Genomic DNA, 14,400 nt, shown 5'->3' on the forward strand with positions numbered 1-14,400 from the left:
CTTAGTTCTTACACGAAATTTCTTTCTCTTTTTGTGATCCCGCTGGGATTCTGAACATATTTTGAAACCCTTATCTGTAAAGGATTTTGAAGACTAACGAAAGCTTGTCCACGATTTTGGCAACGAAAAATTTTCATCATTTTTCTGCTTTTTAGAGCACTCGTGGTATTCTATAGTTACAAAGATAGGATTCTAAATTTGAATAGGGAAAATTTATATTGTATTTTTTGTGAATGGAAGAGAGCCTCTTTTTCAATACCTTGTATATCTTGCATTTGCGAATGTCTAAAAATCATAAAGTTGCAATTGAGTAACGACTCAAAGTTCTGTTTTGCAACATTTTGCTCTATTGTCTTAAAGCTTAGAGTAAGGGTAAGAAATTATTCTTTAAATAGGGATGAAAATAGAAAATTAAATACAGATACAGTTTTCTTATCTCTTTTTCAATTAGCCCAATTATTTCCTTATCAAATATCATTTTTATAATTATAAGAAATTAACTTGAACTCTTTAGAGTCTTTTCTCATCTGGAATAATGGAATTTTATACTCTTCAGTAAATAAAAATAGTTTATCTTTTAGATCTTTTTTAACCAATTTAAATCTTGTACCTAGATATATTGCCTTAGGCAAAGGGACGGGCATCTTTTTTGGGAAATTATCTTGTTGCTTAAAAATAGTTAGTCTCCATTCTTGCTCGTATTCCCAATCTTTTGATTTTATAAGACTAGACCCAATCATTTGCATTGTTGAATATTCTTCCATAAGCCCCATTTTGTGTACTTTGTCTCTGTAAATTATAGGCTGCATAAAGGCTCTAATGACGTCAATGTCTTCAAAGTTATATTCAATACATATTCCTTTATGTTCGTCAGCATAATGACTCCAAAGTAAAAGTGAATTTTTATTTAAGCTAAAACTACAAATTCGAAGATTTCTATTTGTTTCTTCTTGTATCTCTATCCATCGATTTTGTATTTTTTGTTTTTGTTGCTCTGCTGTCAATGCAAAAGGGATATTCCTATTACCACATATCCTTATATACTCTTTAAAAGGTTCGGCGCTCACTGTTAATACCCTTAATTCTTTTTGAGAGAGTATCTGACCTGTTGTTTTTTTAAACGTATCTTTAAACTTTTCAGTGGAATAATATTCTCTCCAACATTCATTGTTGTCAAATTGAATAGTACATTCAAAAGGATCATTTAAGGAGGAAATATCAGCTAACCAGATATAGCCTTCTCTCAAACTTTCAAGCGTTCTTTCTGATAAACTTCTATATTTAAAGAAAGAATGTGGAAAATTTGAATTTTTAAGAGGAATTGCATCTTCAAAATTCTCATTAAGAATGAGTTTCCAATATTTTTCAGTCCAGTTGTTATACATTATTCTAATTTATTTATCCTACCACTTCAACTCTACTCCTCCCATTCGCTAACTTTACGACCTGCACCTGCGTTGTTATTCTCTCTGTCATTTCAGCCACATGGGATATAACACCAATCTTGCGGCCTTGAGTTTGCAGATTTTCTAAAGCATCCATTGCAATACTCAGTGTATCAATATCCAATGAACCAAACCCTTCGTCTATAAAGAGAGATTCGATTTTCATCCTATTAGATGAGAGAGAAGAAAGCCCCAAAGCTAGAGAAAGCGAAATAAGAAAAGATTCACCACCTGATAGAGTATGTACAGAACGCACTTCTCCGAGTGTATCATTATCCACCACTTGTAAAGCTAATGTATCTGTAATTTTTTCTAGGCGATACCTCCTTGTTAGTTCTTCCAAGTGCTTATTTGCATAACCTAGTAAGACATCCAACGTATATCCTTGTGCTATGGTTTTGAATTTATTTCCTGTTGCTGAACCTAATAGATCATCTAGCTTCGCCCAATTAGTATACAGTTCTTCTTTTGCTTGTAATTCTTTTTCAAACGATTTGATTTGCGTCTTAGCTGCTTCATGTGTTTTTAGAGAAACGAGTATTTCAGTCAGGCATTTGCCCATTTCTTCTATCTTGATGCTCGTTTCCTCAAACTCTTGGCTGAGTGTTTCTTTGTTTTGTTCTTCTTTGGGTTTATCCTCTGATACTTCATGTTTTTCTAATCTTTCATTTCGCTCCTTTAGGGTTGTTGTCCAGACTAGCTCCTGTTCTTTCAATTTGGATAGATATGTTTTTTCTTCATTAATCCATTCTCTTGATTTTGCCATCAAGTCTTTCAATTGTTCCAGAGAGATAGAATGTTTATTACTATTTACCCATCCTAAAACTTCTCTGTCAAGCTTTTCTATAAGTTCTATGGTAGACTTATTATCTCCTTTCAATTGGGAGATGATACCATCGACTTTAGCCTTGTCAGTTTCCAGCTTGTCTTTTTGAAATCGAATGGATTCATATGATTTAGTGTATTCTGCTTTTAGATTTGTGTATTGCTTCTCTACTTCGTTTACGGACTTATTATCTAGCAATAACGCTCTAGCTTCAATTTGTTCTTTTAGAGTTTGATTATTTGATTTCAAGCTCTCATTGCGTCGCTTTAATTCACTTTTTATATTTTGTAGAGATTTGTTTTCAGATTCTAGCTTTACAACAGATGTTTCTAATCGTTGGATATTTGCATTTAACTTATTAGTATTCTCGTTCCATGATTTAGCTATATTCTGTAAATGACTTTGTAATCTCTTACTTTCAAATTGTTCTTGCCAATGAAGAATAGTTGATTCAAGAAAAGCTTTAACTTCATCAATAGACTTATCATATTGTGTTTGAAAACTATTGCTATGCGTTTCAAATTCAGTTATACCTTTCTTTGTTTTTTCAATGATCTCTTTTATCTCTAAGATAGATTGTGCAATTGCTTTCTTGGCTAATTTGAGTTCTTTTTCATTTACGTCTTCTGTCTGATTGATTATATCTTGTAAAGGATGATGTATGCTGCCACAGACTAAACAAGGTTTACCCTCTGCTAGCTGTTCTCTTAGATTTAGTATTTCTGTTGGTAGGAGTTGATTCAGTCTTTCAGCCTCTTTTTCTTGTAACGTTAGTTTTTCTTCATTTGCTTTGAGGATTGTTCTACTAGATATTAAACTCATATCAACATTTTCTTTTTGCTCTTTGGCTGTTTGAGCATTGTTTAGAAGTGATACAATCAAATCAACTTTAAGAACTATATCTTTGTATCTCTTATTATCTTCAAACCATTCGGTTAGTCTTACTGATAACAATTTTGCTTCATCGTTTTGTTTAGTCAGTAAATCAGCACTCTGTTTGGCTAGTTCCTCTTGCTTTTTATAGAGATCAAACTCGTTTTGAATCTCAGCTATTTTTTGTCTAGTGGCTACTATTTTTGTATCTAAATCCTTTGCGTTTTCTATATCAGGTTTGAGTGTTAAGTATTTCTGTTCGTGATTATCTAATGTCGTTTTAGCAACAGATAAATTCTTTAAAACTTGATCCAACTTAGTATCAGCCGTTTTTAGTTCATTTTCTTTAGTAAAGAGATTGACTTGTATTGCTTCTAATTGTTCTTGCTTGTTTCTCAAATCAATATAAGAATCACGAATTTCCTGCGATAAATCTATCATTGCCATATACTCGTATCGAGATTTAGCATCTTTGATTGTAACCTGTGTTTTTTTTAGGGTGGTATCTGCTTCAGATATTTCTTCACTTAAAGTATTGAACTGTTTTATCCAAGCAAGTTTTTTTTCTAGTATAGGTAGCGATTTCTTTAATGGATCTACTTCTTTATCTAAATTAGCTTTATCAAGAGTTAATTGTTTCAGCTCTTCATCTGTCAACAACTTTATATCTTTGATTCGCTGTTTTATAAGATCTAGGTTCTTTTCAGCTTCTCTTTTCTTTTCAAATATTTTTGCCGATATTTTTGAGTAAATCTCTGTGCCCGTCAATTTCTCTAGAAGTTCAGCCTTTTCTGTTTGTTTGGATTTTAGAAAAGTAGCGAAATCGCCTTGAGCCAATAATACAGCACGAGTAAATTGGTCAAATTTCAAGCCAATTAATTCCGTAATCTTAATTATTAACTCCGTTTTTGTTCCTTGTTCCTCTGTCGTAGTTGTTAAATTATCTAGTTTGATGATTGTGGATTGCAGTGTACCATCAGTTTTTCCTCTTGCACGACGTACCGACCACGATGAGCGGTATTTGTCTCCATTGAGAGCAATGAAATCAACCTCTGCAAAACCTTCACTTGTTCCTCGTCTTAGAATATTTCTAGAATCTTGGGGTGATATTTTGTCAGCCAACGATTCTAAATCTTCTCTTTTTATTATTTCGGCTTTGTTGAAACGGGGGGCATCATCAAAAAGAGCGAGGCAAAGGGCATCCAATATTGTAGACTTTCCCGCACCAGTGTTACCAGTAATAGCGAATATACCAGTTGATTGAAGAGGCTCTTTGGTAAAGTCAATCTCAAATTCGCCTTCTAATGAAGCTAGATTCTTTCCTCTTATTGCTAATATTTTCATAATTCAACCTCCTGTATTACACTTTGCAGAAGTCGTTTCATATTCTCAGGCATATTACTGCCATACTTATTTTTGAAAACATCTTCCGCCATCTCAAGTGGATTGATCGTTTTCAATTCTTCGTAGGTAATTGTTTTCATTTCCCGTTCTCCTTTAGGTATAAAAGGAGCGAGACGAGCCAAGCGAACAACTTTTCCTTGCAGGGCATCTTCTATCTGATGACGCATAGAAGGTTCGGGCTCGGTTATTAATATCTTTAGTTCAAGAAACGGAGATGTTGAGGTAATCTCCCCATCGGGTAGCTTGGCTATTTCAGTGAGTATTTCAGTTAGAGGTTTAGGTTCTTTAGGTAAACTAAGTAATTGAACAGGTGAAGAAAATTCTATTCGTTCTAACCTCTCTAGCCTATTTTCTTTAAGTTCAATTAAATTAACTCCTTGTTTATAATTCTTCTCAGCAAAGGACATGGGTAACGGACTGCCAGCATAACGCACCTTCTCTCGTCCCGATACCCGTTGAGCTTTATGAAGATGTCCTAATGCTGTATAAACCAAATCTTTTTTGTCAAATACTTCGGGGGATACACATTCTAACCCTCCAATTATGCTACGTTCCGATCTATCATTTTCCGATATTTCTGAACCTGTCGCTTGCAAATGCCCCATTGCTAAAACAGCTTGAGTCGGCTCTTTAATCTTTCCTACTTCATTATAGAGAACATCATACATCATAGCCACTCCTTTGGAATAATTTTCTGCATTAGGATAGTCGCCTTGGCGGAGATAGGGAACAGCTATGCACCAAGCATAGGTCTCACCATTCTTTTTTAATGGAACTAATAAATTCTGAAAATCAATATCTCCCGACATATCACGTTTTACAACACCTCTTACTGTGATATTCATCTCTTCCAATAAAGGGTTAGGAGCTTCAAGTCTTGCTGCTGAATCGTGGTTTCCAGCAGTAATTATGATTTGCAAGTTTGGGTTTTCTGTCGTAACCTCTCGAAGAAAGTGATAATACACTCTTTGAGACTCAGCGGAAGGATTGGGACTATCAAATACATCTCCTGCAACAAGCAGTACGTCTCCCTGTTGTTCCTTAATTGTCTTTTTCAACCAATTAAAGAATATCTTATGTTCTTCGATACGCTCATAATCGAAAAAGTGTTGCCCTATATGCCAGTCGGCGGTGTGTATAAGAATCATATTTTATTCAACTAGTTTTACGGACAAGCCAGAATTTATCTCTGGCAATATTTGTGGTTGTACTCCTATGGATGTTCTTAAATCCTTGAGTAGATCTTCAGCCAAAATTTTTTCGCCAATTTGATCTTCAGATCCAGCTCTTGCCCAACTTGATTCTCTTGCCCTGTATATTTCAACCTCAGATATATTTTGATTAATTGAAGCTCTACATACTGCTCGTATATAAAAGCGGTTAAACTCGCTTTGAGCTAGCAATGATGCTGCATTACTAGGCATTTTGACTGGTTTATTTTGCCTTAAATAAGTTGAATTAAAATATTCATCACTTTCTAGCAATGAAGTCAAGAGTTCTTCATTACCTTGTATTGCTGTTTCCAATAGGAAATTTGGATATACTTCTTTTCCAGCCTCGTTTAATCTCTCGCTGATATATAATTTCTCCTCAGCTATATCATTATTAATCTCCTCAACCATTAATTGGCGAACATCATCTGTTAGATCTAAAAAATTAAATTTACTCATATTGTTATATTTTTTTAATTAATATTTATATTTTCTTCACAAATTCTATTTGACCAGGGTATTGCTTTTCAATAACACTTACTACTTCTGTACATATTTCAATAAACTGATCATCGGTTATTGCAGGTTGGTCATATCTCAACGCTCCATGTGAAAGATCATTAATTAAAGTATAGACAGTTTTTTCTTTATCAAAATGTCTTTCAATATACTCTTTTGTACTAGGATCGGACGAACAGTTTTCAAAACGCACAATTGTTTCTAAAATATGACGAATCGAATTAGCCGTCGTATGATTAGGATTTATTTTTTCATTAGAGATGTTATATATATCAAGTAAATGACTAATATAAGGGACAGAAAAGTTTGTATTGTAATCTTTTAATTCCCCATTTTTCAAGATCATTTTTTTACTCAACATATTATTTGCTCCAAGAATTCTCATAAATTCGGTATTATGGGTAAATATTAGAAATTTTTCATGACTTATTTCTTCAAATACTTTTTTTAAATCCCTTAAAACACCACAAATAGAGTATACGTAATTAAAGTCAAGGCTTGAAATGGGATCATCTATTATAAAAAATAATTTGTTATAATCTGAAACTGATTTTATCTTATGGTGTGTATCTCCTAGATAATAAGCAAACGCTAATACACTTTTCTCTCCTTCACTTAATACATTTTTTAATTTGTCCTTTCTTAATTCTATACTTTTTACAGATAGTTTAAATGTTTCTTCATCAAAGCTATATTTTTCCTTAAATACTGAATTTAAAACAAGTTTGGTAGTTGATGCTATAAGTTTCTTTTTATCTAGTCTAGACCTTTCTTGCATCTTTGCTATCTCCTCTTTTTTTAAACCAATATTTTTTCTTGTTACTTTAAGAGCATGAATATTTTCCTTGTTAGCCTCTTTTATCCCATTATATACTATTCTACAAATAACTTTTCGAGCTTCAAGATTTTCGTTTTTTATATTCAATTTTTTGCTGTTGAGTTCCTCAATAAGAATATTATTATTTCTTATAATAAGACTTAACTTCTGTAAATCTTCTTCCAAATCTGTAATTGCGGAAAAATATAATTCTGTATTTATATTCTTTATTTTTTTCAGTATTATTTTCTTAAGGTCTTCTAGACACAAATCAATAGATTTGCTAATATCTGAAATTTTTAAAATTAGCTTTTTATTTATCATCGACAATATATACTTTTCAGTATATTCATTGAATTTCATAGAAATTTTATTTGTCTGGTTTTCTATAGAAGATATTTTCTTTTGCAGATTTTCTATGTATGAATAGTCATTTTGTAATATTTTAATAGTTTTTGCCTCTGTGTCTTTCAAATATGAATTGTATTGATCAATCAATTTTAGTGCTTGAATTGAAAAATCTTGTTCACAAAAAGGGCATATCTTCGCTTTTTCTGTTATTAGGCTTAATCCATCTTCAACAAATTTTTGTTTTCCTTGTACTTTAACTTTAAACTCCTGAGCTATTTCACTTAAGTCAAAAGGTTGTTTTAGCCTGCTAATTATATCATTAAAATTAAAATCTAAAGTTTCAACAGAGACTAAATCCTCAAGATCAGCGGGCATACTCTTGACAGAGTTATATTGAGAAAGAGCAGTTTCATAATCTCGATCTGTTTCATAAGTATCAGAATCTAGTTTTATTATATTATCAAAAGTGATAGATTGATATTCAGTGACTCTCTTCAAATTCGGAAGAAAATTTAGTTTATCTTCAACCGATCTATTTATACTCTCTTCTATTCTTTTAGTAAGATTCGTTTCCTCCTCCTCTAATATTTTTAACTTTGTTTCTTCTTCACTAATATCTATAAACTCTTTTCCTAAAATATAACCACTTATAGTTTCCCCATCTTTTTCAAAACTGATATTTTGTACATTTTCCTCAATATAATCACTATTAAAAGTATGATATATGTAATTTGTATTAGGAATTGTTGGCACAACCCCTTTTTTTATCTCTAGATTAAAATTCTCAACTTCATTTCCATTTGTATCTTTAATAATAGTTTTCAAGTTGCATTTTGAAGATCCAAAACTTATTAGATCGTCTGTAGGAAAATACTCATTACCTTCAAGCATACGAAACATTCTGCTTATAAAAGTTTTTCCACTTCCATTATTTGCATAAATTCCTATTTTGAGATTAGGTGGCTTTACTTGTTTTTTCAGGTTCTTAATTGGAGCCAGATTATTACATTCTATATCAAAAGTGATGTTTGCCATAATTGAGTATGATTATTAGAGAATAATAGTTTTGAGTTTTAGCTCTTCCAAATTTAACTAAAAATAATCATAATAAACTAAATTACAATATCTAAAATCTTTGATAATAAATATCCTACGACAACCGCTTCTCTTTCCTTATAGTATCATCTTCCAACTAATCTGAATAAAAGCAATCCTCCTACTATCCTTATAATCTTGAAAAGTACCTTGCGGAATATAGAACATCTCGCTCATATCCTTATTTGTTAAATATTTCTTTCTACTTAATTATCATATCTATTATTTCCTCTTTGATTTCCGACTATGGAGGAAATCAGCCGCCGAACGGTTAGTGAGGGGCAAGTTAGTTTTGGGTAGCCGAATTTATTTCGGGCGTCCCAAAACACAACTTGCAATTGTCGAGTGACAATGAATCCTCCTTACAATCGGATTGCTCATTTAGTTTTTTATTTATTCGTTCTTAAAAAAGCGAAGGACATCTCTTGCCTGTAAAAACTCAGGTGTACTCCGTATTTTATTTATCCGTCATTTTGGTTTGGATCGGATAAAGAATGATACAGTAATTCTGAAGTGACAAAGTTATATCCTTAAGTGATTGAATAAAAGAACTTTGTTTGTAAAATCTAATGAAAGGAAGTGAAGGCGAGTGACATGGGTATATTTATATTGGATTAATGGATTATTAAATGGTTGGATGATTGGATAGGTGGATAATCGGATATATGGATATATGGATAGGTGGATTATTAAATTATCCAATTACAGGATTAGTGGATAATCAAGTTATTGGATAATCGGATTAGTGGATAAGTAGATAGTTGGATAAGTGGATAATCGGATAGGTGGATATATGGATAGATAGTTGGATAATTTGATAGGCCAATGGATAATTAACTTATATAATTATTGGACTATCCCACAAGTGTGCTAAAAGTTCTCTCCCTGATATCAAAAACGAATCAACACTCTTTATAACAACAATTAAAGACAAGCCAAAGTGTTAAATGATGAAATCCATAGAAATGAAATGACACCCCTCCAAAATATTAACCTTTCACATCTATATTCATTTCCGATTTATAAATCATAAACCTGAATTATTCACTTTTTTAAATTAAAGCTCATGGAAATAATCAATATTAGCAGTGAGGCATTTGACGAAATTGTTTCGAGGTTTCAAAGTTTCAGGGATAAGGTTTTAGCCCTTTGCCAAAAACATAATAACAAGCAGATGAACGACTGGCTCGATAATCAGGACGTATGCTTACTCTTGAACATCTCCCCCAGAACCTTACAGACCTACAGGAACAACGGCAAGATCGGGTTTACCCGGATTAACCATAAGATATATTATACAGCTTCGGATATTCAAAAATTCTTGCATCCCGACACGGATATAAATAACGGAAATATCGATAACATCAAATTAAAACAAAAATAAGATATGGATCTGATTACTAAAAAGAACAAAAGCGTAACCGCTTTCCTGGCAATCCTGGATGAATTGCTGGGAGCAATAGAGAATGTGATAGATAACAATAAACCGTCTTTGAACGGAGAACACTATCTCACAGATCACGAACTATCAAGAAAGTTGAAAATAAGCCGCAGGGCTTTACAGGACTACCGCAATCAGGGAAAGATACCATTTATCCACATGGGCGGTAAAATCCTTTACAGGGAAAGCGATATCGTAAAGATGCTGGAAGAGAACTATTGCAAGGCTTGGCAGTAAGCTAAAGGTGAAACTTCAATCAACAGCCACAACCCTTTAATATTTTTCTTCTTTTAAATCTTCTATGTTGTATTCCTAATAATTGAATACTTTTTATTTGTTATTAACTGTATAAATCAATCACTTGTATAATTTATCCTTTTTAGGATAGACAATATTTTCTTAGATTGAGACATTTATCTCAATCATAAACAGCATTTTAGTTTTCATTTTTTTTAATACTGTTTTGGATTAAATAAAAGCCCTATTAGACAAACTTCTATGAGTTGAACTGCTTGATTTAGCAGGCAACAATTTACTTCTTCAGACTAATAGGAGGACGCAACAATCTGATAATAGATGCAACCTTAAGGTTCATCAAATTAAAAAAAGGAGTCGTCCAAATTGAAATTTGCCTAACGGGCTTTTATATGGTATGCTAACGGCATCGGTCATATTCGTATTTCTTTCCGCTTTTCAATACGGTCATTATTCTACTTGACATTTTGCGGGCAATGCGTATAATTGCTTCCTGGGGTTTCATACGTTTACGGTATTCTCCATATGCACAGGCCATCGCTCTGTCATGTTGTATGGTTACCCATGCACATTCGACGAGCATCGGTCCCAGTTGTTTGTTTCCTCTGAACGTCTTTTCTCCATGAATTAGCTTTTGACCGCTACTATGTGAAAGTGGAATCAGTCCCAGATAAGAGGCAAATTGTCTTGCATTTTTAAAGCGATGAATATCATCTATTTCTGTAAGCAAACACATTCCAACTATCAATCCAATGCCGGGAACGGATGTCAAATTTTGGTAAACTTCCGCATAACGGTCTGTTCTGGAGAGTGCACGTACTTGACGGGTAGCCTCCAACAAACTCTTGCGAAACAGCTCTACTTGATCCAGCAACAAGTCAAGACTTTTACGACCTGAAGATAATAAGACAACATCTTCACGTAACCAGCGCATAAAACGTTTCGACCAATGGGTTCTAGGGTTGTCGAAACATTCGGGTATAGAAACTCCGTTATTGTACAGCAAATGCTTCACACGAGTTTTATAACCTGCCAGTTGCCTCTGCAGGGTCTTGCGAACACGAACAACAGCCCGATCATCCAATTTATTCCTGTCGGGTATGTAAATTCCCTTCAAGATTCCGGTTCTCAAAGCTTTAGCCAGTTTTTCCGAATCTATCGAATCTGACTTCATCACGTTCTCATACTGAGTGGTGGGCACATCCGCAGCATGAATAACCATACATTGAATTCCCAACTCCACTAAAGCGTGGTAAGTGGAAAAACCACTGAACCCCGATTCGTAAACAGCATGGTAAGAGCCATTAGGATAATGTTTCTTCAAATGTTCAAAGAGCTCTTTGGCCGAGGACTGCTGGCGATGCTTTCTCTTATAACCTGACTGTGTGATAATAGTAACATTCCATGTCTTGAGATGAACGTCAATACCTATATAGATATTTTGTCCTGTAAAATCAATTTCTTTACTTTGTTCCATAGGTGTAATAGTTTGATGTACTAAATATTTGTTTTTTGTCAATCACAAATATAAATATTCAATTATTACGCCTATTTCTAATTCAACCTCAACCAATACTCATCGCTCGGGGAACGCCTCGCGGCAAGGGGCGGGAGCACCCGTCCCGACGAGCGATTCTTAAAAACAGCTACAAACATAGTAACTGATAAACAACCTTCTTATGAAGAGAATAAATAAGGCAGGGCTTTTTGCTTAAATACGCTTTTTCGGCAGAAAAAGGAAGATTTGAGTAAAAACCTGTAAGGTTTCAGCCTTGCCGTTTTATTCTCGCAATATACCTTCGTGGTCAGATGAAAAAAGAAAAAACAGCTAAAACAAAAATCCCCTTGAAACATCAAGGAGATTGATATATTTATCCTGTTCGTGTTATTATTTTTTCTTTAGTCTCTCAATTTTTTCCTGGGAGACTTTATAGTTCCATCTTTATCAGACAGTAATTTGCCATATATTTCTTTAATTTCCAGTGCAGGCAGAGAAGGTACAAAGCAGAGGTTACTCTTTGCTAAGTTTCAAAAATATAGACGGCAGTTTATCCGCTGCCGTTGTTCATATAATGGGGTTCACTTCATTTTCGTGTCTTTGATTTCTCGTTAAAGTTATTTTCTGATAAAATTAGTTGATCGAATGCAATCCTAATTTATTTCCTTCGGTGTCAATGAACAGTGCGAAGAAACCTATTTCAGGACTGATTTCAGTTTTCGGTACGATTACTTGTCCGCCATTCTGTTCTACTTTGTCCAGCATTGGTTGCAAGTCATTACCTGCATTTAGATAGACGACTGCACCGTCTGTTGTCGGTTTATAATCGTTTCCTTTTACCAAACATAAGTTTACCGTTCCTTCTTCGTTTGGCAAAACGCCCATTTGAGTTCCGTCCATATCAATTTCTTCAATGCTTACATTTAAAACTGATTGATAAAATTTCACCGCTCTTGAAAAGTCGGCTGTTGGGATTTCTACTATTGAAATTAAATTATTCATCTTTTCTATTTTTTGAGTTTTGTTTAAATTGTCTTGCTCGGTCGTTGTGTTATTGCAAGCCGAAAATCCGATTGCAAAAAACGTTATCATACCAATTGTTATTTTTTTCATTTTACACACCTTATGTATTCGGGAGCAAAATTAGAACTTCTTTAAGTGCTGAAATAGTAAAAATGCGACACCTTAGCCTTTCCCATAGAAAAGGGAAGAAAGTATCAACGTATCATCTTCTAAAAACTCTTTTGGGGTTGTTCCTGTAAATTCCTTAAAGTCCTTGATGAAATGATTTTGGTCGTAATACTCGCTTTCGTATGCGATTTGGGTAAGCGTTTCCGTTTTTTGGTTAAGCAACATTTTTAAGGCGGTTTGTAGTCGGACAACCTTACCTAATTGCTTTGGGCTAATGCCGATTTGCTTTAAAAATTTTCTTTCAAGCTGTCTGCGTTTTGATAAATCTTTTTTGAGAATAGCATTGATTGGCGAACTTCCACCTGTTGCAAGAAGTGCGTCAATAGTAGATTTTACAATATTGTCAATCGTGTTTTTTTCGTTAAGTTTGTTTAATAGAAAAGTTTCAACAATCTCAATTCGTTGCTGTGTATTGGTTGCGTGAATGACTTTTTTTTCCAATTCATCGGCTGTTGATTGCTCAAAAAGTTCAGCGATTGGCGTTTCTTTGTTTGCTAAATTTTTGATTGGTGTAGTTACAAAATTTGCGAAACCATAAGGATAGAACCGAATTGCAAAGGTATTTACATATCCTGTTGGTTGAATGTAAAAAGGTTCTATTGTTTGTCCGATAACCATTGAACGGGGTTGAAGTATAAAATCTGTTTCGGAAGTAAACCGCTTAATATCGCCCCCAAGAATAAACGCCATTTCAATACAACCGTCAGGAACAATCCTTTGTTTTTCGGAACTATATTCGGCAGGAACTTCCAATGTCCAATAACATTGAACAAGTGCAGATAGCTCTTCGTTTGGTTTATAAGTTTGATAGTCCATTTTGCCAATTCCCTTTTAAGCCTTGCAAACACTACTTTGTGTTTTATTTTTGAAAAGTATTAAATCATTTTTAAATAACAAAACATTATTTAAAATTTGTTTTCAAATAATGGGGTATCTATTTATAGATCAAATATTGTATAGTTAATATGCTAAAAACGAGCCGCAACATAAGTTTATCCGGCTCGTTTTTCGGTATATTATTTATCAATAATTACAGTTTATAGAAACAGAAGTGCGTGCCTGAGTCTTCATCTTCATTTAGCTTAACATAGAAACCGTCTTTTAATACCCAGCATTTTTTTCTGTAAGTGTAATATTTTGCAAACACCCGTAAGAAAATGATAAACAAGGTCTCATCTTTAACGTCGTAAAAATGAATGGATGCGGAGACACAGATATATTCTTTATTCATAATAAAGGTCAGGGAGGCATTTTGGTTATCGAAACTGACTTCCATATAATCTAAACTGCTGCCTTTTTCCGTGTACTGGATAAGACACAGGGGACAGTCCTTGTATTTCTCTTTGACTGCTAAATATGCCAAACTGAGGGTTGAACAGGCGTGTTCGACCAGATGTCTAAAATTATTGTTTTTTTGATTCATAAACGTCCGCTTTTTAGCCTGCTATGGGTAGCAAGCCGTTGTGATTATTCA

Annotated in this window: 11 protein-coding genes; 2 read left to right on the forward strand and 9 right to left on the reverse strand. The window is 33.7% G+C overall.

All coding sequences use genetic code 11. The features are described from left to right. Window positions 1–467: 467 nt before the first annotated feature. From G7051_RS08950 to G7051_RS08970, 5 genes are read right to left on the reverse strand one after another with little or no spacing between them, the layout of a single operon-like run. A complete protein-coding gene (locus G7051_RS08950; protein ID WP_166199708.1) occupies window positions 468–1,385 on the reverse strand; it encodes a DUF2971 domain-containing protein in 918 nt (305 codons plus the stop codon). A gap of 13 nt (window positions 1,386–1,398) precedes the next feature. Beyond that, the gene (locus tag G7051_RS08955) at window positions 1,399–4,488 is read right to left on the reverse strand and encodes an AAA family ATPase (protein ID WP_166199710.1); all 3,090 of its coding nucleotides are present in this window, start codon (window positions 4,486–4,488) and stop codon (window positions 1,399–1,401) included. Further along, entirely contained in the window at window positions 4,485–5,696 is a 1,212-nt protein-coding gene (locus G7051_RS08960) for an exonuclease SbcCD subunit D C-terminal domain-containing protein (RefSeq protein WP_166199712.1), read from the reverse strand. Before G7051_RS08960 ends, G7051_RS08955 begins: the two co-directional genes overlap by 4 nt. A 3-nt stretch (window positions 5,697–5,699) precedes the next feature. After that, window positions 5,700–6,218 carry a hypothetical protein gene (locus tag G7051_RS08965; protein WP_166199715.1) on the reverse strand — a complete coding sequence of 173 codons (519 nt, stop codon included), beginning with the start codon at window positions 6,216–6,218 and terminating at the stop codon, window positions 5,700–5,702. A 25-nt stretch (window positions 6,219–6,243) separates the two neighbouring features. Continuing rightward, window positions 6,244–8,481 (reverse strand): AAA family ATPase, encoded by a 2,238-nt coding sequence (locus G7051_RS08970; protein ID WP_166199717.1) that lies wholly within the window; start codon window positions 8,479–8,481, stop codon window positions 6,244–6,246. 1,126 nt (window positions 8,482–9,607) lie between these two features. Between G7051_RS08970 and G7051_RS08975 the strand changes: the two genes are divergently transcribed. After that, window positions 9,608–9,925, forward strand: a complete 318-nt coding sequence (locus G7051_RS08975; protein ID WP_166199719.1) for a helix-turn-helix domain-containing protein — start codon at window positions 9,608–9,610, stop codon at window positions 9,923–9,925. A gap of 3 nt (window positions 9,926–9,928) precedes the next feature. Further along, on the forward strand, window positions 9,929–10,219 hold the full coding sequence (locus G7051_RS08980) for a helix-turn-helix domain-containing protein (protein WP_166199721.1): 291 nt from the start codon (window positions 9,929–9,931) through the stop codon (window positions 10,217–10,219). Window positions 10,220–10,637: 418 nt separating this feature from the next. On the opposite strand, the gene G7051_RS08985 is transcribed toward G7051_RS08980, so the two are convergent. The 4 genes from G7051_RS08985 to G7051_RS09000 form a co-directional block, all read right to left on the reverse strand. Beyond that, complete coding sequence (locus G7051_RS08985) at window positions 10,638–11,714, reverse strand: IS110 family transposase (protein WP_166199723.1); 1,077 nt, start codon at window positions 11,712–11,714, stop codon at window positions 10,638–10,640. A 654-nt stretch (window positions 11,715–12,368) separates the two neighbouring features. Then, window positions 12,369–12,827 (reverse strand): VOC family protein, encoded by a 459-nt coding sequence (locus G7051_RS08990; protein ID WP_221412901.1) that lies wholly within the window; start codon window positions 12,825–12,827, stop codon window positions 12,369–12,371. A gap of 93 nt (window positions 12,828–12,920) precedes the next feature. Next, complete coding sequence (locus G7051_RS08995; RefSeq protein WP_166199728.1) at window positions 12,921–13,742, reverse strand: helix-turn-helix domain-containing protein; 822 nt, start codon at window positions 13,740–13,742, stop codon at window positions 12,921–12,923. Window positions 13,743–13,956: 214 nt separating this feature from the next. Continuing rightward, window positions 13,957–14,349 carry a hypothetical protein gene (locus G7051_RS09000; protein ID WP_166199730.1) on the reverse strand — a complete coding sequence of 131 codons (393 nt, stop codon included), beginning with the start codon at window positions 14,347–14,349 and terminating at the stop codon, window positions 13,957–13,959. Window positions 14,350–14,400 lie beyond the last annotated feature (51 nt).

Source organism: Dysgonomonas sp. HDW5B (assembly GCF_011299335.1).
Lineage (GTDB): Bacteria > Bacteroidota > Bacteroidia > Bacteroidales > Dysgonomonadaceae > Dysgonomonas_A.